This window comes from Bacillus sp. 123MFChir2, from assembly GCF_000383235.1.
In the GTDB taxonomy this organism is placed as follows: domain Bacteria; phylum Bacillota; class Bacilli; order Bacillales; family Bacillaceae_G; genus Bacillus_A.
Map to the genome: position 1 here is coordinate 84,778 of NZ_KB910926.1, position 24,840 is coordinate 109,617.

Annotated in this window: 26 protein-coding genes and 1 pseudogene; 14 read left to right on the plus strand and 13 right to left on the minus strand. The window is 38.1% G+C overall.

What is annotated here, in order from left to right; genetic code table 11:
* Window positions 1-14: 14 nt before the first annotated feature.
* Window positions 15-692: a uracil-DNA glycosylase gene (locus tag H280_RS0103520; protein ID WP_020059728.1), complete on the plus strand. Its 678-nt coding sequence runs from the start codon at window positions 15-17 to the stop codon at window positions 690-692.
* Between the two features lie 45 nt (window positions 693-737).
* Here the strand turns inward: H280_RS0103520 and H280_RS0103525 are convergent, their stop codons facing one another.
* From H280_RS0103525 to H280_RS22980, 3 genes and pseudogenes are all read right to left on the minus strand, one after another.
* Entirely contained in the window at window positions 738-1,034 is a 297-nt protein-coding gene (locus H280_RS0103525; protein ID WP_020059729.1) for a DUF3817 domain-containing protein, read from the minus strand.
* Window positions 1,035-1,627: 593 nt separating this feature from the next.
* Entirely contained in the window at window positions 1,628-2,449 is an 822-nt protein-coding gene (locus H280_RS0103530; protein ID WP_020059730.1) for a Cof-type HAD-IIB family hydrolase, read from the minus strand.
* A gap of 325 nt (window positions 2,450-2,774) precedes the next feature.
* A pseudogene (locus H280_RS22980) lies at window positions 2,775-3,377 on the minus strand (purine/pyrimidine permease); the annotation flags it as partial.
* A gap of 73 nt (window positions 3,378-3,450) precedes the next feature.
* On the opposite strand from H280_RS22980, the gene H280_RS0103540 reads away from it, so the two are divergent.
* The 3 genes from H280_RS0103540 (at window position 3,451) to H280_RS0103550 (ending at window position 5,161) form a co-directional block, all read left to right on the plus strand.
* On the plus strand, window positions 3,451-4,434 hold the full coding sequence (locus H280_RS0103540; protein WP_020059732.1) for a potassium channel family protein: 984 nt from the start codon (window positions 3,451-3,453) through the stop codon (window positions 4,432-4,434).
* A 15-nt stretch (window positions 4,435-4,449) separates the two neighbouring features.
* Window positions 4,450-4,731, plus strand: a complete 282-nt coding sequence (locus H280_RS0103545) for a YwdI family protein (protein ID WP_020059733.1) — start codon at window positions 4,450-4,452, stop codon at window positions 4,729-4,731.
* A gap of 61 nt (window positions 4,732-4,792) precedes the next feature.
* Window positions 4,793-5,161 carry a DUF423 domain-containing protein gene (locus H280_RS0103550; protein WP_020059734.1) on the plus strand — a complete coding sequence of 123 codons (369 nt, stop codon included), beginning with the start codon at window positions 4,793-4,795 and terminating at the stop codon, window positions 5,159-5,161.
* Window positions 5,162-5,322: 161 nt separating this feature from the next.
* On the opposite strand, the gene gerQ is transcribed toward H280_RS0103550, so the two are convergent.
* The 4 genes from gerQ to hemQ form a co-directional block, all read right to left on the minus strand.
* Window positions 5,323-5,745: a spore coat protein GerQ gene (gerQ, locus tag H280_RS0103555; protein WP_020059735.1), complete on the minus strand. Its 423-nt coding sequence runs from the start codon at window positions 5,743-5,745 to the stop codon at window positions 5,323-5,325.
* 26 nt (window positions 5,746-5,771) lie between these two features.
* On the minus strand, window positions 5,772-6,194 hold the full coding sequence (locus H280_RS0103560; RefSeq protein ID WP_020059736.1) for a cell wall hydrolase: 423 nt from the start codon (window positions 6,192-6,194) through the stop codon (window positions 5,772-5,774).
* A 379-nt stretch (window positions 6,195-6,573) separates the two neighbouring features.
* Window positions 6,574-7,848 carry a serine hydrolase gene (locus H280_RS0103565; RefSeq protein WP_020059737.1) on the minus strand — a complete coding sequence of 425 codons (1,275 nt, stop codon included), beginning with the start codon at window positions 7,846-7,848 and terminating at the stop codon, window positions 6,574-6,576.
* A 173-nt stretch (window positions 7,849-8,021) separates the two neighbouring features.
* The gene (gene hemQ, locus H280_RS0103570) at window positions 8,022-8,765 is read right to left on the minus strand and encodes a hydrogen peroxide-dependent heme synthase (protein WP_020059738.1); all 744 of its coding nucleotides are present in this window, start codon (window positions 8,763-8,765) and stop codon (window positions 8,022-8,024) included.
* Between the two features lie 224 nt (window positions 8,766-8,989).
* Between hemQ and pta the strand changes: the two genes are divergently transcribed.
* Window positions 8,990-9,961 (plus strand): phosphate acetyltransferase, encoded by a 972-nt coding sequence (pta, locus tag H280_RS0103575; protein WP_020059739.1) that lies wholly within the window; start codon window positions 8,990-8,992, stop codon window positions 9,959-9,961.
* Between the two features lie 37 nt (window positions 9,962-9,998).
* Here pta and H280_RS0103580 read toward each other — a convergent pair whose 3' ends face one another.
* Together H280_RS0103580 and H280_RS0103585 are read right to left on the minus strand one after the other, a co-directional pair.
* Window positions 9,999-10,844 carry a lipoate--protein ligase family protein gene (locus H280_RS0103580; protein WP_020059740.1) on the minus strand — a complete coding sequence of 282 codons (846 nt, stop codon included), beginning with the start codon at window positions 10,842-10,844 and terminating at the stop codon, window positions 9,999-10,001.
* A 258-nt stretch (window positions 10,845-11,102) separates the two neighbouring features.
* The gene (locus H280_RS0103585) at window positions 11,103-11,783 is read right to left on the minus strand and encodes an RsfA family transcriptional regulator (RefSeq protein ID WP_020059742.1); all 681 of its coding nucleotides are present in this window, start codon (window positions 11,781-11,783) and stop codon (window positions 11,103-11,105) included.
* Window positions 11,784-12,019: 236 nt separating this feature from the next.
* On the opposite strand from H280_RS0103585, the gene H280_RS0103590 reads away from it, so the two are divergent.
* The 6 genes from H280_RS0103590 to H280_RS0103615 all read left to right on the plus strand — a co-directional run bounded on the left by H280_RS0103590 (window position 12,020) and on the right by H280_RS0103615 (window position 18,367).
* Window positions 12,020-12,244: a DUF1450 domain-containing protein gene (locus H280_RS0103590; RefSeq protein WP_020059743.1), complete on the plus strand. Its 225-nt coding sequence runs from the start codon at window positions 12,020-12,022 to the stop codon at window positions 12,242-12,244.
* 235 nt (window positions 12,245-12,479) lie between these two features.
* Window positions 12,480-13,526: a FecCD family ABC transporter permease gene (locus H280_RS0103595; RefSeq protein ID WP_442852811.1), complete on the plus strand. Its 1,047-nt coding sequence runs from the start codon at window positions 12,480-12,482 to the stop codon at window positions 13,524-13,526.
* The gene (locus tag H280_RS0103600; RefSeq protein WP_020059745.1) at window positions 13,523-14,533 is read left to right on the plus strand and encodes a FecCD family ABC transporter permease; all 1,011 of its coding nucleotides are present in this window, start codon (window positions 13,523-13,525) and stop codon (window positions 14,531-14,533) included. Before H280_RS0103595 ends, H280_RS0103600 begins: the two co-directional genes overlap by 4 nt.
* Window positions 14,534-14,825: 292 nt before the next feature.
* Window positions 14,826-15,617, plus strand: a complete 792-nt coding sequence (locus H280_RS0103605; protein WP_020059746.1) for an ABC transporter ATP-binding protein — start codon at window positions 14,826-14,828, stop codon at window positions 15,615-15,617.
* 365 nt (window positions 15,618-15,982) lie between these two features.
* Window positions 15,983-16,924 (plus strand): ABC transporter substrate-binding protein, encoded by a 942-nt coding sequence (locus H280_RS0103610; protein WP_020059747.1) that lies wholly within the window; start codon window positions 15,983-15,985, stop codon window positions 16,922-16,924.
* Between the two features lie 138 nt (window positions 16,925-17,062).
* Window positions 17,063-18,367, plus strand: coding sequence for an HD domain-containing protein (locus H280_RS0103615; RefSeq protein WP_020059748.1), 1,305 nt, complete (start codon window positions 17,063-17,065; stop codon window positions 18,365-18,367).
* A 35-nt stretch (window positions 18,368-18,402) separates the two neighbouring features.
* Here H280_RS0103615 and H280_RS0103620 read toward each other — a convergent pair whose 3' ends face one another.
* Window positions 18,403-18,591, minus strand: coding sequence for a 2-hydroxymuconate tautomerase (locus H280_RS0103620; protein WP_020059749.1), 189 nt, complete (start codon window positions 18,589-18,591; stop codon window positions 18,403-18,405).
* Window positions 18,592-18,700: 109 nt separating this feature from the next.
* Here H280_RS0103620 and H280_RS0103625 point away from each other — a divergent pair, with 109 nt between their 5' ends.
* From H280_RS0103625 to H280_RS0103635, 3 genes are all read left to right on the plus strand, one after another.
* Complete coding sequence (locus H280_RS0103625; RefSeq protein WP_020059750.1) at window positions 18,701-19,375, plus strand: site-2 protease family protein; 675 nt, start codon at window positions 18,701-18,703, stop codon at window positions 19,373-19,375.
* A gap of 16 nt (window positions 19,376-19,391) precedes the next feature.
* Window positions 19,392-19,901, plus strand: coding sequence for a YwhD family protein (locus H280_RS0103630; protein WP_020059751.1), 510 nt, complete (start codon window positions 19,392-19,394; stop codon window positions 19,899-19,901).
* A gap of 140 nt (window positions 19,902-20,041) precedes the next feature.
* Window positions 20,042-20,581 carry a GNAT family N-acetyltransferase gene (locus H280_RS0103635; RefSeq protein WP_020059752.1) on the plus strand — a complete coding sequence of 180 codons (540 nt, stop codon included), beginning with the start codon at window positions 20,042-20,044 and terminating at the stop codon, window positions 20,579-20,581.
* A gap of 40 nt (window positions 20,582-20,621) precedes the next feature.
* Here the strand turns inward: H280_RS0103635 and H280_RS0103640 are convergent, their stop codons facing one another.
* The 3 genes from H280_RS0103640 to H280_RS0103650 form a co-directional block, all read right to left on the minus strand.
* Complete coding sequence (locus tag H280_RS0103640; protein WP_020059753.1) at window positions 20,622-22,679, minus strand: transglycosylase domain-containing protein; 2,058 nt, start codon at window positions 22,677-22,679, stop codon at window positions 20,622-20,624.
* Between the two features lie 352 nt (window positions 22,680-23,031).
* Window positions 23,032-23,985, minus strand: a complete 954-nt coding sequence (locus tag H280_RS0103645; RefSeq protein WP_020059754.1) for a TRM11 family SAM-dependent methyltransferase — start codon at window positions 23,983-23,985, stop codon at window positions 23,032-23,034.
* Between the two features lie 307 nt (window positions 23,986-24,292).
* Entirely contained in the window at window positions 24,293-24,802 is a 510-nt protein-coding gene (locus H280_RS0103650) for a MepB family protein (protein ID WP_020059755.1), read from the minus strand.
* Window positions 24,803-24,840 lie beyond the last annotated feature (38 nt).

The window sequence follows — 24,840 nt, forward strand, 5'->3', positions numbered from 1 at the left end:
TAGGAAGTGACAGAATGGAACAAATACTAAAGAATGATTGGGCGCCGCTACTAGCACCTGAATTTGAAAAACCATACTATCAACAATTACAATCATTTTTAACGGAGGAGTATCGTACACATGTTGTGTATCCAAAGCAGGAAAATATTTTTAATGCTTTGCGTTATACAAGCTATCAAGATACGAAGGTCCTTATTTTAGGACAAGATCCATATCATGGGCCAAATCAAGCGCATGGGTTAAGTTTTTCGGTGCAACCGGGCGTACGTACACCGCCATCACTACAAAATATGTACAAAGAGATGCAAGATGATCTTGGCTACGAAGTCCCGAATAACGGTTATTTAGTAAAATGGGCAGAGCAAGGTGTGCTTTTACTAAACACTGTATTAACGGTGCGGCAAGGAGAGGCTAATTCTCATAAAGGAAAAGGGTGGGAAGTTTTCACGGATCGTATTATTGAGTTGTTAAATGAACGGGAAAAACCAGTTATCTTTGTATTATGGGGACGCCCTGCACAGACGAAGAAAAAACTTATTACAAACTCTAATCATCATATTATTGAATCCGTTCATCCAAGTCCATTATCAGCACGACGAGGATTCTTTGGCAGCAAACCATTTTCAAAAATAAATTATTTCTTGATGAATAATGGAGAACGGGAAATTGATTGGCAAATTCCGAATCTATGAATTGTATGCAAAAACAGGCCACTACGGATGTAGCGGCCTGTTTTTTTATTTGTTTTCTTCTTGTTTTAATTTTGCATCTAGTACGAACGTACCAAATGGAATAACAGATGCAACAAGTGCACCAAGCGCCCATGATTTTGACTTATTATGAATCGTCGTTACTTGAATAACAGCGAAGATGAATAGTATAAACAGGACACCGTGTGCCATGCCTGTTACAGTAACGGCCTTCGCAAAACTTGCAAAATATTTTAGTGGCATTGCAATGAATAGAAGGATTAGAAAAGAAATCCCTTCCAGTAATCCAATGACTCTTAAGCGTCCAATCGGTGTTGATAACATAAAATGGCCTCCTTCAGTATGCATAAATCGAAATTAGACATAAAACCCTTTTTTTATTAAATGGTCGAGGTCGCCTGGCCGTGGGTAGAAGCGGTCAGTTCCTTTTTTTGCCATATGCCATGTTTAAACAAAGAGATGAAGAAAGTAGCGGGTTACTTTCTGTTTAGCATGGCGGCGATTTGTGTGTCCAAAAGTCAATTTGGATTTATATATAAGCTTGTATATGATACATATGTATTCTTTTTATAAGTAAAATAGCCTATATAAATACAAATTAAACAATCGACATAAAAACCCTCTTTTTTAGGTGGCCCTGAGCATCTGGCCATGCATAGAAGCGGACAGTACCTTTTTCTGCCACATTCCAGATTTAAAACAAAGGAGAAAGTAGCAATCAAGTTGTACTTTGTATAGCAGAAACTTATATGTCGAAAAATTAAAATGGATATATAGTTAATTCCATTATAATAAAAAATGAACTTTACACTATTATAATAGTGTAAAGTTCAAAATATCTTCACAAGCTCATACATATAAATAATAAATCGCGCCTAAGTATTTGACTCGGGCGCGATTTTATGAATGATTGATCCTTATACTAACACTTCGCTGTTCAAAACAAATCGTTCTACGACTTTTGCAACGCCATCGTTCATGTTTGTGTCTGTTACATGATTTGCAATGGCTTTAATGTCATCCGGTGCATTGCCCATTGCAACGCCAAGGCCAGCAAATTCAATCATAGCCTGGTCATTATAGCTATCGCCCATCGCAATCACTTCTTCACGTGTGATACCTAGTTTTTGGATAAGGTGGTGTAAACTGGTTCCTTTTGTTACACCATACTCTGTAAATTCTAAGAAGAATGGCTTAGAACGCATAACACTTAATTGTCCTTCAAATTCTTGTTGTAATTTCTTTTCAACTTCTGCAAGACGTTCAGGTGCTTTCATCATTAATACTTTTACAACAGGTTCTTTCACTGCACTTACAAAATTATTAACATCTATAACTGGCATGCCTGTAATATAGGCTTCAACTTCTGTATATTCATTATTTTCCTCTGTCACAATCTCATCGCCAATGTACGTATGAATCCAAACATCCTCGTTTTGGCTTGTTTTATATAAATTATGAACGATTTCAGGCGATAATGTACTGCTAAATAATTCTTCTTTTGTTTTGCAGTTAATAATTTTTGCGCCGTTAAACGATAAAATGAAGCTGCCGTATTCTTCTAGCTTTAGTTCTTTTGCAATTGGCCACATCGCAAATGTTGGACGACCAGAGGCTAGTACAACTTTTACGCCGCGTTCTTGGGCGTTCATCAGGGCTTCTTTCGTACGCGGCGAAATTGTATGGTCATCGCGCAGTAATGTATCATCTAAATCTAGTACAATCATTTTATAAGACATTTGAATAATCCTTCCTATTGTGAAATAAAGTGAAACTTTAATCAGTGGGGGGTCTCCATCCCCAATCGGACTTTTACGGGCAGTTTATCTCCCACCAAACATCCTTGTTTTTGCCGAATTTTGAGGTGAGGGTATTACTGCCCATTAATGCGGGATAAATCGTAAGACATCGAACCTCTCTGAAGATGGAATCGATTCTACATGAATGTATATATGAGCAAGTATATTTTTCTTGCCCATATATGTTTCTATTATCGTAACAATTCTTAAAATAGACTGCAATGCTTGAAGTTTGCAATTTTGTTTACGTTTTGTGTCGATTGATTCAATTAACCTCTTGTTTGTCGGTTGAAGGAGAGAATAATATTTCTAGTATAATTGCCATTACAGAGCCGAGTACAAGGCTGTTGCTTAAGAAGGATGCTAGGAATGGCGGCAATGAAGAAAAGGCCCCTGATGGGATGAACATGACGCCAATTCCGGTAAAGAGAGCAAGGCCAGCAACTTTAAATAAACGTTCTTTATCTTTTACAGTTTCATATTCTCGAAAAGCCAGCCCAATCATACTGGCGAATACCGGATAAATTGCTGCATAGCCGACAGCTACTGGAATCGCTGCGACGAATGAGGTCACCTTTGGAAATAAGCTCATAAGAATAATAAAGGATGAACCAAGAATAAACGGTAATCGTTTGTAAATGTTTGTTGTCGCAATGAAACCTGCTGATCCAGAAATAGCAACAGGTCCAATTGCTGAAAACAGACCACCAAGAAGTTGATTAATACCGGTTATAATTCCTGCTTGTTTAAATCGATTTTGCACGGCTGTTTCTTCGTGTTTCGAAACTACTTGTTGAACAACGCGAATACTTGCTAACATGTTAGTTAGTAGTAATAACGTAACAAAGGGAACGGTAATAACCATATTCTATTTCTAGTATATATGTATTTGATTTGTTGTGGCAAAGATTGAATAGAGAGAAAAGAGTTGAAAAAATATCATGGGTGCGCGTAAACAATTGATTATTGCAATTATATGTATGTGTTTTATAGTAATGATCGGAACAATCGGGTTTATGATAATAGAAGGGATCAGTCTGTTTCAATCATTTTGGATGACGATGATTACTGTATTAACAGTTGGGTATGGAGATGCAGTTCCATTAACGAAAGCAGGAAAGATTTTTGCGCTTTTAATCATTCCAATCGGTGTTGGTATTGTGACGTACGCGATTGGGGTAGTGGCGGCTATAATTATTGAAGGGAATTTATTTCAGGTCATGCGGAGGAAGAAGATGAAGAAACAAATTGCTGAAATGAAAGATCATATTATTGTGTGTGGATGCGGCAGGGTTGGTTTGCAGGTTGTGCAGGAATTACGGGAAAAAAACATGCCTTTTATTGTGATTGATAGAGAAGAGTCTGTATTAGCAGAGCAAAAGCTTTTGTATGTACACGGAGATGCGACAGACGATGAAGTGTTGCATAAAGCTGGTATTACGAGAGCAGCTGGTTTGGTGGCGATTGTTGCGAGTGATGCAGAAAATGTGTTTATAACATTAACTGCAAGGGGCTTAAACCCAAATATTAAAATTATAGCTCGAGCAGAAAAACAAGAGTCGGAAGAGAAATTGCGCCGCGCTGGTGCGAATAAAGTTATTAACCCATCTAGTATGGCGGGAATTCATATTGCAAAAGGAATTGCGAATCCTTTCACTGTTCATTATATTGATACAGTGTTATATGGAACAGAACAAAACTTCGCTATTGAAGAGATTGAAATGGCTGCAGGATCATCTTTAATTGGAAAAACGTTAATGGAAGAAGATGTGAGAAATCGTTTTGATGTTACGATTTTAGCGATTTTGCGAGATGGGTATATTATTCATAATCCAACTGGAGCGGAAAAATTTGCAGAACGTGATATGATAATAGTATTTGGTCCGGTAGAGAAATTGGAGCAATTTGAGAAAGAATTACAATAGATGAGGTGAGAAAGCATGCAAATATCTAGCGATAAGATTTTAAATAAAATGGCAAGTGAAATTGCAAAAGCGAAAGGGAGTGAATCACGTAAAGCAAAAGAACATCTTTTAGTTGTTCGTGCGTTATGTGATCTATTACTTGAAGAACAGCCAGAAACTTCTGTATATGTTGAACCAAAATTACAAGCAAACGTTATAACGCCGCGAATGCCTGTTCAACCAATTGCTTCGTTTTCAGGAGAGCCTGTATATGTGAAAGAAGATGATGCAAACGGAAGCTCTCTTTTGGACTTTTAGACGCTAAATAGTTGGATTATGCGCGGAAATTTTTTATTATTAAATAAAAAGGGGAATTCTAATGAAAATTTTCTTTTTATTAGGTTGTATTGCAGCAGCATTAGCTGTTGCACTTGGAGCATTTGGAGCACATGGGCTTGAGGGGAAAATCTCAACGAAAATGTTAGATGTGTGGAAAACAGGTGTTACGTATCAAATGTTCCATGCAGGTGGATTGTTTGTTGTTGCTTTATTAATGGATAAGATTCAATCTTCTCTTGTAAGCGCAGCAGGTTGGTGTATGGTAGCAGGTATTGTGATGTTCTCTGGAAGTCTATACGCATTAAGTACAACAGGTATAAAATTTTTTGGTCCAATTACTCCGCTTGGCGGTGTAGCATTTATTGTAGGCTGGATTTTGCTGGGGACCGCGGTTGTAAAAGGTTTATAAAGTGAAATTTCCTCTTGGGAAGCGCCTTTTTTCCAAAAGGTTATTTGAACTAACCGGGCCCTTACAGATGGTTTGAACCTTACTTCTTTGCTTAACCTCTTACTAGCTGTTTGGGCGGGGTGAAAATAAAACAAAAGCTGGCATTTGCCAGCTTTTTTTTATTATCTTGGAGGGTAAGTTGCTGGTTGCTGTGTGGGAAAGTAGATGATTTCTCCTGGAAATTCCACATAATCAAGATAAATCATAAGTAGTAAATAACGTTTTCCGGATTTAGGTTCACTGAGAATGATATGATCGCGTCCTGCAGCTTCAATGACACCCGTATAGGATTGTGTACCAAGTGTGCTGCCGCGCTCATATGTCATGAATATAGTCGCTGTTTTTCCTTTGTTTAAACGAAGGATATTTTCAATATACGATTGCTCAAGTGGGAGCATTCCTTGAGAAACGGCGAGTTGTGCTTGTGCAGCTTGCGGCGTCGGCGGCATTTGTTGTTGTCCTTGTTGTCCTGGCTGCGGTTGCATATATCCGCCAGATGGTTGATAAAACCCTCCCCCATAGTATGGGTTTTGTTGCTGTGCCATACGAAATCCCTCCTCTTTTCAGTTCACTAATACACACTTGGACAGTCTCCAGCACTTGGCTGGAAAAAGCAATGGTTTTTAAAACGACCAGAATTTTCTTGATTAAACCAAGTTGGCGGACATTCACCCCCTGGCCTAAAAAACCATAACGAAAAATTAGCGGGCCAGAATCGTTCCCCTTGAATCGTACGTCTTGCCAGAGCGATATCACTTTCACGGGCACGCTGATAAAAGTAACCTTTTTGTGTAGCCTCAAATCCACCAGGACTTTGAAATACCATTTGGCGAAGGTTTCGGACCTTTTTAAAGTCTAAGCAATTCCCTTTTACGCGATTGACGCCGACATTTCCAACCATCAGCATTCCTTTAGGTCCTTCTCCTTCTGCTTCTGCCCGCATTAACCTGGCAAGTAGTTTTACATGTTCTTCTGTATAGGGAATAACAGCCATCTGTTTCACCTCTTTTATTACTCTGCTAGAGAAAAGGAAGTGTAGAACAATTACTAATTCATAATTATGAAAAAGGGGGGGCAGATATGACAACCAAACCATGTTTTAATATTTATCTCTGTAAATATAAACTGAAATAAAACCCTCTCTTTTAGGTAGGCGAGAGCGTCCGGCCGTGCAAAGAGGGGGTCAGGGCCTTTTCATGCCACATGCAACGTTTAAAATAAAGGGAGAAAGCAAGTAGCAGGCATTTTCTTGCTGCATAGCAGCGACTTATATGTTGAAAAATTAAAGTGGATGTATTACTACTCATAAGAAGTAAAGAATACGCTGAGGAAGATTTGGATAATAAAAAGCTAGCAAATCTGCTAGCTTTTTATTATCCGAATAATTTTGACCATGTATTAGAGAAGAAGTCTCCAATGGATCGCATCGTTAATACGAACCAATTTGCTTTTTCCACTTCCTCTGTTGTTTTTACATCGAATTTCATTTGTTTACTGCCATTAAGGAAACCATATTGATCAGTAGATTCTAAAACAAGTGAGCCTACTTTGGCATCTTTGTTCACAGGTGCAACTAAGCTTCCATCTTCGGACATTGATTTGTTTGCTTCATAGGAAATTTTGTAAGGAGATTTACTTCCCTTTTTTGTGACTACCGTTATCTCTTTTTCAGGTGTCACAGCTACCGTATCTTCTTTTCCTTTTACGACAGGAATCGTATTATTTTTATCTATTTTCAACTTCTGTTTTTCAAAGTTCTTAAAACCATACTCCATTAATGCGCGAGATTCTATAAAACGCTCATCCATTGATTTTGTTTTAATAATAACGGAGATTAGGCGTAAATCACCGCGTTTGGCTGTAATGGTAAAGCAATACCCAGCTGAATCAGAACTTCCTGTTTTTAAGCCGTCTGTTCCTTCATATGCAAATGCAGCGCCAGGTAACATCCAATTCCAGTTTTCCATACGAATGGGGCGCGGATGATTATCTGGGAAGTTTCTGAACCTTTGTTTTGTATCTTCCAATATTTCTGGATATTTTGTCATAATTGTTCTAGATAAGATTGCCATGTCTCTAGCTGATAAAGAGTTTTCACCGTTCGGATCTGTTCCTTCCGGATGCTTTCCTTTTAAATCAGCATTATTTAATCCTGTAGCATTTACAAATTTATATTTTTTTAACCCTAATTTTTTTGCATGTTCATTTGCGAGATTTAAGAAATTCTTTTCACTTCCTGCAAGAAGTTCGGCAAGTGCAACACTTGATCCGTTTGCTGAGAAGACAATAATAGAATGATATAATTCTTTAACTGTATATTGTCGTCCCTTTTCAAATGGAACATTGGAAAATTCGTTGTTACGGGAAATCTCGTAAGCATAATCAGAGATATTCACTTTTGTATCCCAGGTAATTTTCCCTTCTTTAATGGCTTCTAAAACGGAATATATAACTATGAGTTTTGACATACTAGCAATTGCAAGTAATTCATCGGGGTTTTGCTCGTGTAGTATTTTTCCTGTATCTGCATCAAACAGAATAGCAGCAGCGGCTTCAATATGTATGTCTTCTTTGGCATAAGAGGGAGTTGCTCCTATGAAAGAAAACATGAGTGTAAGCCCTAATAAAATAGATAACATTTTCCTCATAATAAATTATCACCTTCGCATCGTTATTAGCATGTAGCTTGTACTATTCTAACATGAGTTTGAATATGGAAAGATTACAATTTTGTAAGCAACTTGGATATTTTTTCTATTTTATTAGAGTTTCCTATTAGATAAAACAGCAAAAAAAGGGCGATTTTCGCCCTTTTTTGTTGCTATACGTGTAAAAATTTTACGACTTTTTCGCTTGGTAAAATGTTTCCAACAAAGAATGTTCCAAACTCACCATAGCGTGCACTTACTTCATCAAAGCGCATTTCATATACAAGCTTCTTAAATTGAAGAATATCATCGGCAAATAATGTTACGCCCCATTCATAATCGTCAAAGCCTACAGAACCAGTAATAATTTGACGTACTTTTCCTGCATATTGGCGACCAATTTTTCCGTGGCTATACATTAATTTTTTGCGCTCGTCCATCGGTAACATGTACCAGTTGTCTTCGCCTTGACGACGTTTGTCCATTGGATAGAAACAAACGTGGTTTGCTTTTGGCAATGTTGGGTATAGACGCGCAAGAATTTGTGGATTTTGATATGGATCTTCTTCAGCAGGAAGATAGTTACTTAGCTCCACAACAGATACGTAAGAGTATGCAGGAAGCATATACTCTGCTAATGTTGTTTTATTGAATTCGGCTTCAATTTCATTTAATTCTTCCATTGTTGGACGTAAAATCATGAACATAATATCAGCCTTTTGTCCAACAATTGTATATAGGGCATGGCTACCTTGTTTTGCAGTTTCTGTTTTATTCCATTTTTTAACGATGTTTAAAAATTCAAACATTGCTTGCTGACGTTCATCACTGGACAATGTTTTCCATGCTGCCCAGTCCATAGAACGGAAATCGTGTAAACAATACCAACCATCTAACGTTTTTGCTGCTTCACTCATTAGATTCACCTCGAATAGTCAAGTTTTACACGTTAACTATATCATATATAGATGAAAAAGCATGTATCTTAGTCTTAGGCGCACAAAATTGTCACATTTTATGGCGGAATTTTGGGAAAATATAATCATTTTTATTTTATCAATTTTTTAGAAGCAATACGTTTAAAATAGAGGTAAAAAGCGGTATTCTTAAATATGGATTTCAATTCGTAGGAGGGTTATTAGTGAGCGATTTATTTATAACAGTAAAAGAAAAAGTTCAAGGTAAAGGCATTTCTATCGTACTTCCTGAAGGTACTGATGAAAGAATTTTAGGCGCTGCAGAGCGTTTAGCAAAAGAAGAATTAGTAAAACCAATCTTAGTTGGTAATAAGGAAGAAATTAGCGCGAAAGCTGCTAGCATGAATTTAACATTAGCAGGTGTTGATATTTATGACCCAGCTACATACGAAGAAATGGATGCAATGGTAGCATCTTTCGTTGAACGCCGTAAAGGTAAAGCGACAGAGGAATCGGCTCGTGAAATCTTAAAAGACGAAAACTATTTCGGTACTATGCTTGTATACATGGGGAAAGCACAAGGCTTAGTAAGCGGTGCAGCTCATTCTACAGCTGATACAGTTCGTCCAGCACTTCAAATCATTAAAACAAAACCAGGCGTTACAAAAACTTCTGGCGTATTTATCATGGTACGCGGCGATGAGAAGTACGTATTCGCTGACTGCGCAATCAACATTGCACCAAACAGCCAAGATTTAGCTGAAATTGGTATTGAAAGTGCAAAAACTGCTGAATTATTCGGTATTGACCCACGCGTTGCAATGTTAAGCTTCTCTACAAAAGGTTCTGCGAAATCTCCAGAAACAGAGAAAGTTGTAGAAGCAACTCGCATCGCGAAAGAAATGGCACCTGAATTAACATTAGACGGTGAGTTCCAATTTGATGCTGCATTTGTACCATCTGTAGCAGAAAAGAAAGCACCAGGTTCTGTTATTAAAGGTGACGCTAACGTATTCGTATTCCCAAGCTTAGAAGCTGGTAATATCGGCTACAAAATTGCACAACGCTTAGGTAACTTCGAAGCAGTGGGACCAATCTTACAAGGCTTGAACATGCCAGTAAATGATTTATCTCGCGGTTGTAACGAAGAAGAAGTGTACAAGCTTGCTTTAATTACAGCAGCACAAGCGCTATAATTATGAAAAAAATCCCCGCATCATTTGCGGGGATTTTTTATTTTTCTAATACAAGTGCTTTATTATTGCGGTCAATTATGCGTTGTAAGTGATGCTCATATAGCGGTACTTCATCTACTGTTAGCTGTGACGGCGTTAATTGCGGCGTAAAACGCTGTAATGTTTGTAAAAGGCGCATCATTAAATCTTGTACAGTAATTTCTTCACCAAGTAGTTCAGATAGTGAAGCCATTGTACTTGGTACAATTTCAGGATACGTAAATCTAGTTTCCTCACCTTGAATGGCTAAGTTGTAAAAATCACGAACAAGTGCTGCACGTGCAGAGCCACTTTCGGAAGCACATAAGTAAATTTGTACTGCAACACCACCGCGAATACGGCGCTGTGAAATACCAGCAAATTTTTTATCGTTAATACTTAAGTCATAGCTGCCAGGACAGTAAGAACCAACGATTTCTTTTGCCTCAATATTAACAGGGTAATCTGTCAACATTTCTTTAATTAAATGCCACATTGTATCGTAGCCAAGATCGATATCGATGCCTTTATCTGTTTCCTGGAATAGAAGTGATACATTTAAAACCCCTTCATCAAGTACGACTGCAAGACCACCTGAATTACGAACAATAACATTGAAATTCTTCTGTTTTAAAAAAGAAATCCCTTCCTGTAAATGAGGAAGACGAGAATCTTGAATACCAAGAACAATTGTATTGTGATGAACCCAAGAGCGCATTGTTGCAGCAGATGTACCGTTGCCAACGGTTGTACATAACGTATCATCCATTGCGAAAGACTGCAGCGCATGAAATTGTGGACCTAAGCTTGATTGATCAACAATGCGCCACTCTGGCTGAGATAAAATCGAACGAGAATCGCTCATGTAAATAACCCCTTATCTATAAAATGACAATATTTATTATAGCAAAAAAGAGTGATTTTATAAAAACGGACAAACAGCCATTTTATTTTGGGAGGGCGAGAGGAACTGGCTATGCATAGGAGCGGTCAGAGCCATTTTCAGCCACGTGCTAGGATTAAAACAAAGGGAGAAAACGAGTGGGGGCACTTTTTGTTTGGGTTAGCGGTGATTTATAGGTTGAAAAATTAGAATAAAAAGGATGCTACGACAGCATCCTTTTTATTCTGCAATCTTTTCTAAATTTCCATTTCGATCCATACGAAATGATGTTTGTGTACGCTCTTCGTCGTCCATTAGTGCCAATTTACGTGCACGGTTCATAATTTTCATGAGCGTCTCGTAATCTTCTTGAACGGTTGTTGATTGCTGTTCTAATTTTCCTACCTTCTTTTCTAGTTCATCATTTCTTCGCATATACTCAGCGATGTCTTGTTTCAATCTCTCATTCTCTCTTTCGAGTGCGGATACTTTTACATTGGAAGCTCCGAGAGATTGTAGAAAATGGATAACGTCATGCATCGTAATGGAAGAATTTGTTGGTATTGCTTGCGTGGTCTGAATGGGTTGAACAGGCTGCTCAATCTCGATACTAATATTTTCGTCAACTGATGCATTAGATGAAATTGGCGGTGTATATAAAAGGCGCTTTTTTGTTTGTTCGCCCCCATTTGCACGCATTTTATCTTTGCGATGTTTTTTCGCAAGTTGTAATGCTTGATCGTAACTATAGCGTACAACAGCATTCCAGCGGAAACCGCAAGCTGCTGAGGTGCGATTTAATTTATCACCAACTTCTTCAAAGGCATTTAATTGTGTACTTCCTTCGCGAACGTGACGTAAAACGGTTTCGGCAAGAAGTAAGTCATCTTCTTCAGTCCAAGCATCTTGTCTTACTTTCATAGATTCATCTCCCTTTCTTTTTATCAATATCTTATTTTTAGAATGGACAAAATGCATTGCTTTTATACAAAGCTGCCAAAATTATGGTAGATTTTGAGTGAAAATATGTTTATATGCCATTTGTTTCTTACAGGAAGAAAACTTGCATCACATCGAAAAGAAGGGTAAAATACCATTTAGTGTTTATTGTTATATGTACTTGAGAAAAGTTTCAAATAGAGGAAGTGTTATATACAATGGGAAACGAATTTCGTGTGTGTGATGATTGTCAGGCAACGAATATTAAGACGTTAGTACCGCGTTTAAAGAAAATAGATGAATGTGCAGATATTCAAATTGGTTGTCAATCATATTGCGGTCCTGGTCGTAAAAAATCATTTGCATTTGTAAATAATCGTCCAGTTGCAGCGCCAAATGAAGATGAACTAATTCAAAAAATTGAAGCAAAGTTAAACAAGTAAAAAGATACGATGCTGTATCTTTTTTGTTTTGTGAAATGCAACAAAGTTTTATATAGCAAAATTAGTGGTTGACAAATTTCAGTTTATGTTTGTAGAATAAAAGAGATCGATATTGAGAATCGTTATCAAAAATCAAGTTGTATTCTTGATTTTCTTTTTTTGCCCCTTAATGAGAATGAATTTCATTTTCTTGTTATACATATTGAAAGTTAGGATGTTGTAGATGGAAGTGAGTATGAGAAAGGTTTACGAAGAAGAATCAGTAGACAGAAAAGAGATAAAAAGCCGTCCACTTATCGCCGTGATGATTTTAATCGTTGGAACCGCTTTACTAGCTTTAAGTATGGCGGTTTCTATTTCATTTGGTGCTGCTAATATTAGTTTAAAAACGGTATGGCAAGCTGTATTTCAGTTTGATGCATCCACTACATATCATAGTGTGATTCAAGAATTGCGTCTTCCAAGGGCAATTGGAGGAGTAGTTGTAGGGGCGTTTTTAGCAGTATCTGGTGCAATTATGCAAGGGATGACGCGAAACCCACTTGCATCTCCATCACTTATGGGGATTACAGATGGAGCGGTATTTGGCATCGCAATCATGTTTGCATTCTTTCCAAACTCACCATATGTAATGTTTGTAATTGCTTCTTTTATCGGTGCAGCATTTGGTGCAAGTATTGTATACGGAATTGGAGCAGCGTCTCCGGGCGGATTAACACCAATTAAGTTAGCGTTATCTGGTGCAGCAATTAGTGCCTTACTAGGCGCAATTTCATCTGGGATTGCCTTATATTTTAATCTAGCGCAAGAAGTTAGTATGTGGCATGCAGGCGGCGTTGCTGGTGTGAAATGGCTGAGTTTAGATATGTTACTGCCAGTGGGTCTTGTTTGTCTTATTATTGCGATTATACTAGCGAGGTACATTACGATTTTAAGTTTTGGTGAAGAAATTGCCATTGGTCTTGGACAAAATACGAAGCTCATTAAATTTATTGGAACAATTCTTGTACTTGTGCTAACAGGTAGTGCTGTTTCCATAGCTGGGTCTGTTGGATTTGTTGGTCTTGTTATTCCGCATTTAACACGTTTTCTTGTGGGGTCAGATTATCGCTGGGTAATCCCATGCTCTGCAGTTTTAGGGGGATTACTTATTGAGTGTGCTGATATAATCTCACGTATCATTAATCCGCCGTTTGAAACGCCAATTGGCGCTGTAACAGCAATGGTTGGTGTACCATTCTTCCTCTACTTAGCACGTAAAGAAGGGAGAGGGAAAATGTGAGACAAGGAATGTTAACGAGAAAAAACATCGCAGTTTTATCTAGTATTGTTCTGTTAATTTGCATCGTATTTTTAGTGAGCTTATGTACAGGTACGTTTAAAGTTTCACCAGTTGAGGTGTTGAAAACGCTTGTTGGGCTTGGTGCAGAAGATCAAACAACGATTTTATTTGATTTTCGGATGCCGCGAATGATTGTTGCTCTTTTAGTCGGATCAGCTTTAGCGGTATCCGGTGCAATTATGCAAGGATTATCACGAAATCCACTTGCCGACCCAGGAATTATTGGCATTAATGCCGGAGCGGGATTGTCAGTTGTTATCTTTGTTTATTTCTTTTTTGGAAAAGTAACAATGACTTCGTTTTTATCTGTATTCATTCTACCGTTTTTTGCTTTAGTTGGTGCAATAGTAGCAGCGATCATCATCTATGCACTTGCTTGGAAAGACGGTGTTTCGCCGGTTCGGTTAGTTCTCGTTGGGATTGCAGTGGCAGCTGGGTTCAGTGCTGTAAGCTTAGTGCTCTCAATGAAAATGACAGCGAATGATTTCCGTTTTGCTACGATTTGGTTATCCGGAAGCTTATGGGGGACAGATTGGAAGTTCGTGCTAAGTGTGCTGCCATGGATGCTTATTTTCTTACCAATTGCCTTTATGAAAGCGCACGTTTTAAATGTAATGAATTTAGGAGATGCGGCGGCAATGGGTCTCGGTCTGAACGTTGAGAAAGAACGCCGTAAGCTATTATTTATCGCTGTTTGTTTAGCAGGTGCATCTGTTGCAGTGGCAGGAGGGATTAGTTTTATTGGATTAATGGCACCACATCTTGCCCGCCGTTTAGTAGGCGGAAAATATCAAATAATGTTGCCAACCGCTGCGCTAATTGGAACATTATTGCTATTGTTTTCTGATCTTCTTTCGCGCAGCTTACTTACAACATCGGAAATACCGGTCGGTCTTGTTATTTCAGTAATTGGCGCGCCGTATTTCATTTATTTACTTATAAAGTGAAACTTTAATCAGCGGGGGGGCTCCATCCCCCACTGATTATTAGTTGAACCAATCGGGCTTTTACGGGCAGTTTATCTCCCACTTAACTTCTTAAGAAAAGCGGAAGCGGCTCGCTCAGAATCGCAGGACGTTGGAGCACCCGACAAAGAGGCGCTTTTTGCCTCGTCCGAGGGGGTGAAACGACCGGAGATTCTAGCCGCTAGAGCTAGACAATGTTTTTGCTGAATTTTGAGGTGGGAGTATTACTGCCCGTTAATGCGGGATAAAAATAAGATAGGGGAGACGGGTCTGTATGCCATCTTTATCAGTTGAGTCGATATCTGTTGGATATAGTGAAAATTTAATTATTGATGGGTTATCTGTTGAAATACCGGAAGGGAAAATTACGACCATCATTGGCCCAAATGGATGCGGGAAATCTACGCTTCTGAAAACAGCATCGCGTATTTTAAAAGCAAAACGAGGTACTGTTTATTTGGACGGAAAAGCAATTGAGAAACAGCCGACGAAGGAAATTGCGAAAAAGATGGCAATTTTGCCGCAAACAGCAGAAGTGCCAACAGGTCTTACTGTATTTGAACTTGTTTCATATGGGCGTTTCCCACATCAAAAAGGGTTCGGCACGTTATCAGAAGAAGACTATCGCTACATTCGCTGGGCGCTTGATGTGACTGGTATGAAGGAATTTGCTAATCGTCCAGCGGAGGCGCTGTCAGGCGGGCAACGTCAACGTGTTTGGATCGCGATGGCACTAGCACAAGGAACGGACTTGCTTGTACTAGATGAGCCAACAACATACCTTGATATGGCACATCAACTTGAAGTGCTGAACTTATTAAAAAAGTTAAATGAAGAAGAAGGAAGAACAATTGTGATGGTTATTCATGATCTAAATCACGCTTCTCGTTTTTCTGATCATATGATTGCGTTAAAAGATGGGAATTTAATGAAGCAAGGAACGCCAGATGAAGTCATGACATCTGAAACGCTTCGCGAAGTGTTTGAAATCGAAGCGCAAATGGTTCCGTGTCCTGTTGGTGGCAAACCAATTTGTCTTACTTATGACTTAATGACAAGTGCATAAGCTGGTTTAAGTTCGTTCTAACGGGCAGTAAATTACTGACGATAAAGCCTAAGGTTTACTATCCGTTAGAACGGGTAAAGGTGCGACTTCCTTGAATTTGTATAAATAGTTATATATACATCTGAATTTTTCAACGTATAGGTCGATGCTATGCAGAATATAACATGACTGCCACTAGCTGTCTCTTTTTGTTTTAAATATTGCATGTGGGCGGAAAAGGTCCTGACCGTTTCTATGCACGGCCAGATGCTCTCGTCCTCCTAAAAAGAAAGAGGGTTTTATGTTGATTTTTTTACTTGTATATATAGTTTTGTCTAAAGAGCTCTTGTAGCACTTTCACTATAATAAGATAAGGAGAAGAAAATATGAAGAAATTCAAAGTTACTCTACTAGTTTTCGTATTAGCGATTACTTCTGTATTGTTTGCTGCGTGTTCTTCTGATAAGAAAGAAGAAAAGAAAGCAGACGCAAAAAGTGAAGAGCGTGTTGTCAAACATGCAAAAGGGGAAATTAAAATTCCTGCAAATCCAAAGAAAATTGCGGACTTAAGTGGATCAACAGAAGAGTTGTTAATTTTAGGAATGAAGCCAGTTATTACGGCAAATACAACGCAAGAAAAAATTGATTCACATATTGCAGATAAATTAAAAGGCATACAACCGGTTGGTTCCACTTGGGGAGATAAAATTAACATCGAGGCAGTAGCTGCTGCAAAACCGGATTTAATTTTAGTAAACAATCGTCAAGAAAAAATTTATGATCAGTTATCTAAAATTGCACCGACAGTCATGTTAAGTACTCCATTAGATCAATGGCGTCCGAAGTTTGAAGAAGTAGGTAAAATTTTTGATAAAGAACAAGAAACAGCTGCATGGTTAAAGAAATACGATGAAAAGGCAAACAAGTTACATGACCAAATCGTTGCCAAAACTGGCGATGCAAAATTCATGGTAATGGCTGCATATCCGAATGCATTCCGTGTGTACGGTGATTATGGATACGGTAGTGTTCTATTTAAAGATTTAAAATTACCAGCAGTTAATGGTACACCAGCAGATAAGCCATTAGTACAATTACAAAAAGAAGCATTAATTGATTACAATCCAGACTTCTTATTTGTATTCACGACAGGTGACGGTAACCAGCGTCTAAAAGAATTTCAACAAGAAACCATCTGGAAGAATATGAACGCTGTAAAAAACAACCGCGTGTATATGATTAAAAATGAAGATTTAAATAAAGGATACTTCCCACTTGGTAAAGAGATGTTATTAGACGAACTATCTACGTTTATTTTAGGGAAATAATAATAATAGAGAAAATCACCTTCGTTTTTTGATGGTGGTTTTCTTTTTATACAGTAATATACAGTCTTTCATTTCTTTCTGTTTCGCCTTTCGTTTATAATAGGAGTAAGTACGTATAATGGAGGGCGGTGAATTTTAATGGCATATGTAAGCGATAAATTAAATGAAACGAAAGTGTTTAAAGACCCAGTGCATAAATATGTGCATGTGCGCGATCGCGTAATTTGGGATTTAATCGGCACGAAAGAGTTTCAACGTCTGCGTCGCATTAAGCAGCTAGGGACGACATTTTTTACATTTCACGGTGCGGAGCATAGTCGCTTTACTCATTCACTAGGTGTCTATGAAATTATTCGCCGCATGATTGATGATGTGTTTGATGGAAGACCGGATTGGAATGCCGAAGATCGTTTGTTGTGCTTATGCGCAGCACTTCTTCACGATGTAGGGCACGGTCCTTTTTCTCATTCATTTGAAAAAGTTTTTGAATTGAACCATGAAAAATTTACACAAGCAATTATTGTCGGTGACACAGAAATTTACGAGGTGTTAAGCCGCGTTGATCGTGAATTTCCGCAAAAAGTAGCAGATGTCATTGCGAAAACTTCTACTAACAAATTAGCAATTAGTATGATTTCTAGCCAAATTGACGCAGATCGTATGGACTATTTATTACGAGATGCGTATTTCACAGGTGTGAAATATGGAAACTTTGATATGGAACGAATATTACGGGTAATGCGTCCATTTAATAATCAAGTTGTGATTAAATATAGCGGGATGCATGCTGTTGAGCATTATATTATGAGCCGTTATCAAATGTATTGGCAAGTGTATTTTCATCCAGTGACGCGCAGTGCTGAAGTGATTTTAACGAAAATTTTGCACCGCGCAAAAGCGTTGCATGAACAGTACTATCCATTTAAATATCATCCCGTTCATTTCTATTCTTTATTTGAAGGAGAAGTAACGATAGAGGATTATTTAAAGTTAGACGAGAATGTCATGTATTATTACTTCCAAGTATGGCAAGAAGAAGAGGATGTTATTTTAAGCGATTTATGCCGCCGTTTTATGAACCGTAACTTGTTCAAATGCGTTGATTTTACGGAAAAGCATGGATTAAACAATTGGGTAGAATTAAATAGTTTATTTAAGAAGATTGGGCTTGATCCAGAATATTATTTAGTAGTAGATTCTACGTCGGATTTGCCGTATGACTTTTACCGTGCAGGTGAAGAGGAAGAACGTTTGCCAATTTTACTGCTTATGCCAAATGGAGAGTTGCGTGAATTGTCTCGTGAGTCGGACATTGTAGAGGCAATTACAGGTAAAAAGAGAACAGATCAGAAGCTATTCTATCCGCATGATTTACTGTATGAAGATGGACGAAAAGGAAAAGTAAAAGAAAAAATTATTCGTTTATTAGAAGGAAAAGAGTAAGAGAAGCAGCTGTGCTGCTTCCCTTATAGCAATGATTACTCTTGGTCGCTTAAGCGTTTACCACCAAGTGCGTAATGATTTTTAGACATTTCTTCAATGAATACAACGATTTTTTCTTCTGGAGCACCAGTAGTTTCACTTACTGCAGCTGTTACTTTTTCAGCAAGGGCTTTCTTTTGCTCTTCTGTGCGGCCTTCTAACATTTTCACTGTTACGTATGGCATATGTATCGCTCCTTTTATGTAGATTACAGTACTATTATAACGGATTCTTGAAAAGAGCAATCAGAAAATGAAAGATTTTTTGTTTGCGTAATTAAGAAGGAGATGAAGTATGGATAATTTCTTTAGATACCCATTGCATGAGTTACCGTTGTTAGCTCTTGCAGTTGCAATGGCGCTCTCTGTACATGAGTTTGCACATGCATATGTTGCTTATAAGTTTGGAGATTTAACGGCGAAAAACCAAGGGCGTTTAACGATATCGCCCCTTTCTCATATCGATCCGATTGGTGCGATCGCATTCTTGTTTATTGGTTTTGGATGGGCTCGCCCTGTACCAGTAAACCCATATAACTTTAAGCGCCCACGCCTTGCAGGGATTTGCGTTTCGATTGCGGGACCGATTAGTAATTTATTATTAGGGGCTTTTGGACTTGCCGCTTGGTATGGTTTGCTGAAATTTGGAGTGATTGAGGCCGTCCCAGTAGCAGTAGGGGAGACACTATTTCAATTCTTTCAAATTTTTATCGGGATTAATATTGTTCTATTTGTTTTTAATTTACTACCAATTCCGCCGCTAGACGGTTATCGCGTTTTGGAAGATTTAGCGCCAAGCAATATACGCGCAAAAATGACGCAATATGAGAAATACGGTGCGATTCTTTTATTAATTCTTGTTATTACACCGTTAGATCGCTATACGATTCAACCAATATTTCAAGTTGTCATTCCGAATGTTTTAAGTATGTTGCATAATATAATTGGACCATTATTTGGATTGTATTAGAAGGGGCGGTTTTCTTATGACAGAGAAAAAGAAACAAATCGGTTTTAATATTATTAAAAATGACTCTACAGATGGACACGGCGGCTTTGGGGTCGGCGCATTAAGTCTTGAAAATATTTCTCCTGTTATTATTGATGTAACGGAAGGAACGGCAGTTGTGGACGTTGGAGCTATGCATGCCCGCAGTGCTGTTGAAAAAGGAATTAAATTTTTAATCAATAAAGAAGAAGTACCAAATGCAAAACCATACTGGCTCGTTTGGGTAACAATTGAGCGCACAACAAAAGGCGCATATTATGCAGGTGTAACTGCATGTGAAATGACAGTAGACCGTGAAATTCGCCGCGGCTATAAATCACTTCCTGAACATGTAAATAAAATGGATAAATCATTAAAGCGTCACATTATGGTTGATCATATGGATGAACCTTCTAAAAAAGTGCTCGGAACATTCTTGAAAGAGCATAATGAGGAGCTATGGAATTCCTCTAGTGAGAAATTACGTAGTGAATTGTTAGGAGAATGATAGGAACCCCTTTCTTGTTGAAAGGGGTTTTGTTTGTTTGAAAACATGTTTTCCATTGAATGTTGCAGGAAAATGCTGATATTTGTCAGAAATATGTATGTAAATGGAAGATCAAGAGGTTAGAAGGGGGAAATATGAGAATGCGCGGGGAGTCTATTTTTATAAAAAGTTTAGAAGAATGTGATGCAGAAGCTATGATGCATTTGGAGTCGAAAAATCGAGATTTTTTTCAACTGTATACAGCATTACGAGAAGATAATTTTTATACGCTAGAGGGTCAGAAGGAGCGTATTAGAAAAGGGAATGAAAAGCAAGAGCTTGATGAGCAGTATTCATTTGGCATTTATCTAAATGAAACAGAAGAATTAATTGGGTCTGTTACATTGTCTGAAGTACTAAGAGGTCCTTTGCAAGGCTGTTTCATTGGATATACCTTAGACAAACACCATAATGGGAAAGGATATATGACGGAAGCTGTTAAGCTAGTTGTGTCTTACGCGTTTGATGAACTAAAACTCCATCGGATTGAAGCGGGCGTTATGCCGCATAATATTGGGTCCATAAAAGTTTTAGAGAAATCAGGGTTTCATAAAGAGGGAATTGCAAGGAAAAATGTAAAGATAAATGGAAAATGGGAAGACCATCAAGTATTAGCGATTGTAAATGATGAGGATGAATAAGGGAGTGGTAGGATACGCGCCCTTATTCATTCAATTTTCGTTACCACGGAAAATACTTCTTCCACCAGCCTTGTTTATTCTTGTTCTTTTCTTTTAGCACTGCCTCGAATTCATCTTTCTCATCAATATGATCCATGCAGTACTCAGTTGGTTCGGTCCCTTTTACAAAATACATTTTGACAGAAACGGGGCACCCTTTCGTGGCGATTTTCCCGTTTTGGGGGTTAATGGTTAACGCGACTACATTGGCTGGTTTTTTAAAGTCTTGTTTTGGTTTTTTTTCTAATCCTTGCTCCATAATCGTAGCCCACATATTTTTTGCATAGACTTGCTCAGCTGGATTAGAGATTGTCTTTTGTTTATCGTAGCCGACCCAAACGCCTGTTACGAGCTCTGGTGTAAAGCCGATCATCCAGCTATCTGTCTCGGTCGAACCGGATTTTCCAGCGTACGTGCGTGATAATTTTGGAACCAGATTTTGCCCAGTAACGGAGGTGTAGCTACTTAGCTTTTTATTAAACATGCCCGTCATCATTTCTTCCATTACAAAGGCATTGTTCTCATCAAGAATTTGTTTATTTTCTAAATGAGCATCATACAAAATGTTGCCGTCATGATCGACCACGCGCCGAATAAATGTTGGCTTTACTTGTTTACCGCCGTTAGCAAGCATGCCATAAGCGTTTACCATTTCAAGAGGCTTTACAGGGGATGTTCCAAGAGCAAGCGATGGGACATCTTTTAATGAACTTGTAATTCCAAATTGCTTCGCTGTTTTTACGAGTGATTCTTCCCCTAAGAAAAGATGCGTTTTTACAGCATATACATTGTCGGAAACGGCTAGTGCTTGCATCATTGTAATGAAGTCATCGGCGTAATAGTTTTTATAATTAGTCGGATTATATTTTGAAACACCGTCACCTAAAGTGAACACGGTATATTCACTTTTTAAGCGGGTTGCTGGTGTAAAGCCTTGCTCAAGAGCGGCGTAATATAAAAAGGGTTTAAATGTCGAACCTGGTTGCCTATATGCTTGTGTCGCTCGGTTGAATTGGCTTTTTTTATAATCACGTCCACCGACAAGGGACATGACTTCGCCCGTTTTTGGATTCATCGATACAATAGCCGTTTCTATCTCTGTTGTACTTGGAATGGTTTCGTTTACTGTACGTTCGGCAATTTGTTGTAACTTTGGATCTAGCGTTGTGTATACGCGCAGGCCGCCGCGTGCTACCGTTTGCTCATCGAGACCAGCATCATTGATGAGAGAGGTTTGCACGGCATCTTGAAAATAAGGTGCAACTTCTGCAACTTCTTCTTTTTCAAGCGGAGCGAAGCTGAGTAGTTCTTGTTTTGCCACTGCTGCCTCTTTCTTTGTGATATATCCTTGCTCTACCATTTCATTTAAAATGATAGTTTGTCTTTCTTTTGCCCTGCTTTTATGCAAATAGGGGGAATACAAACTTGGTCCTTTTGGAATACCTGCAAGCATACTTGCTTCTGCTAAGTTTAAATCTTTCGCGTTTTTATTAAAGTAAAGACGTGCCGCTGCCTCGATTCCATAGGCGCCGTGCCCGTAATAAATCGTGTTTAAATACCCTTGTAAAATATCGTTTTTATTGTAATTCACTTCTAGGCGAACGGTGTACATTGCTTCTAGCAGCTTTCGCTTCCATGTTTTATCGTGATCCAAATATAAATTACGCGCATATTGCTGCGTAATTGTACTTGCGCCCTGTACTTTTTCCATCGCTTTAATGTCGGCAATCACTGCCCCGCCTATGCGCTTTAAATCAAAGCCATGATGTTTATAAAAGCGCTGATCTTCAATAGAAAGTGTTGCCTCTCTTACGTAAGGTGAAATATGATCGAGTGATACGTTATAACGTTTCTGCGCCCCGTGACTTTGCCCCATAACTGAGTCGTCATTTGCATAAAAGATAGTTGTTTGTGGAACTGCAACAGGTGGTGGTCCTAAAATTTTCGCAACGAGTAACAAAATGAAAATAGTGAAAACAAAGAAAAGGACACCTGATAGTAGTGCAGTAAGGAAAAAGCGCATATATTTCGCATGTTTTTCATTTGCAGTAAGTTCCATTTCTTTTGTCACCCCTCATAGCATACTTTTACTAGTATTGAGGTTTTTGGTTGTTTTTAAACTATATAAATCCATTTTGATTTTTTGAAATATAAGTCGCTGCTATGCAGAACAAAACATGCCCGCTACTTGTTTTCTCTTTTTATTTTAAACTTGCAAGTGCATGATCGATCCTATGTCTGGTCAAATGTTCTTGCGTCGATTTTTTCATTTTTATTTATAGGGATTTCGCCACATGCTCACCAAGCTAAGAATTTAGGAATACCCCCAAACGATAATTCTGTACAAATTGCCACTGTATCTAAACTGATCGTTTTTGTTACTGTAAAATCATTGGTCTTCCCTTACTTTTCTATTCACAAACAAGAATTTGCCGAGAAAAGGTTCCTTTTCTTGTTACGCAGCGGTCTGTAATTTCAAATCCAATTTCTTCGATCATGTGATCCATTGTTTCACTTGTTACAACTACTACTTTTTTTGCAATACGGCGCGCATGTTTTAAAATCGAGAATTGATCTTCTGGTGTTGCGCACGTAAATAGATTGTACGGCATATCGATAATTGCTACATCGTAGTTTGTCTGAATGTCTTTGATAGGTCCTACCGTTACGTCTCCTTCAAAACCAAAATGCGCGATGTTTTCTCTTGATCCGATTACGACAAGCGGGTTAATATCACGGCCAACGATGTCAATGCCCATAGAGAGTGCTTCTACCACTACCGTTCCAATACCACAGCATGGATCGATTGCCTTGACTCCATCAGGATTTGGCACAGCGATATTCGCAACAGCTCTCGCTACACGTGTGCTTAGTGACGTAGAATAGCTGCGTGGTTTTTTCACGTGATGGAACCAAACAGCCTCGCTTTCCTTATATGTTCCGAAGTACCAACGTCCGCCAATGATTACAATGCCAAATACACGCTCTGGATGATGCACATCGGCTTCACCTTCAATATGCATGCCGATATCTCGCTCAATGAGGCGGCGTTCTCCGTATTCTATTTTTTTCGATTTATCAAGATCATTAATTTTAACGAAGATGACTTTGAACGTGGATCCAGACAAATCAATCTGTTCGACCTGCTTCAAAATATCTGGCAGTTCATCTCCTTCATACATTACGTCAATCCGTTCTTTAATAAACGGGCTTCGGCTCGGATCGATTTTGATTGTGCTTTTTAATATATTAGAGTGCGATTCCGTTCCAAAGAGTGAGCGCATCTCCATATAACATAAAGAACGTTCCTCTTCGCGAAATGCATACGTATATATATACGCTGGTGTTTGGCTATGATTATCCAATCTATTCCCATCCTTTATCGTATCAAATTGTTAATGATATCCGTATCATTGTGCAACGTAACGTTGCAATAAAGTTTGATTAAAAAATGTATTTTAACCCTTATTTAAAAGCAAATATAAAAACTTCATTTTGAAAAAAGATTGACCAAAATGGAGTTTCTCTTTTTAACTAAGTATGAAATTTTTATAAAAAAGTTTGATTATTTTAATACTCCTTATTCCACTAACGCACCTGTTTATGGAAATGGAATGTTTTGTTTTAAATTATCGAACCCTATTTTAAAACCACATTTAGGGCTATCTAATTTTAGTTAGAGTATAGCTTTAATAGTTCTTGTATTGGTAAACTATTTGTATTGTTCATCCCAACAAAATATTCTAATTGCCATTTCTGTGTTTCGATAGCTTGTTTGCTAGTGGGATTTTCCCAACTAGGGTAAACTCTAATTGCCATTTTTCCTTTTGTAGTGGCTGTTTTAAGGATATTTTGTTTTACAAGTACTTCTTTTGGAAAAACGAATTGTCCAAAATTATTATTTCTAGTAAAAGTATTGATAACCAATAAATCAGTAGCTTTTTCATATGAAAAGGCTTGGTTTTTATTATCCCCATCTTTTTCCCAAAAGGCAACAAACTGTCCTATCTTGGTAGGTGTTATTTTTGCAACTCTAAATCTAATCGTTTTTGAATTTAGCTGAAATATACCAGCTCCATAATCTGAATTTTGAGCTTCTTCTCGGACAGCTTTTATGGTTAAGTGATTGGGTTCATAAAACATTTTATTTATATATGTTAACGCATTATAAAATTCATTCACTGCTTTGCATCCCCTATTTTTTATACTACTAATTCCAA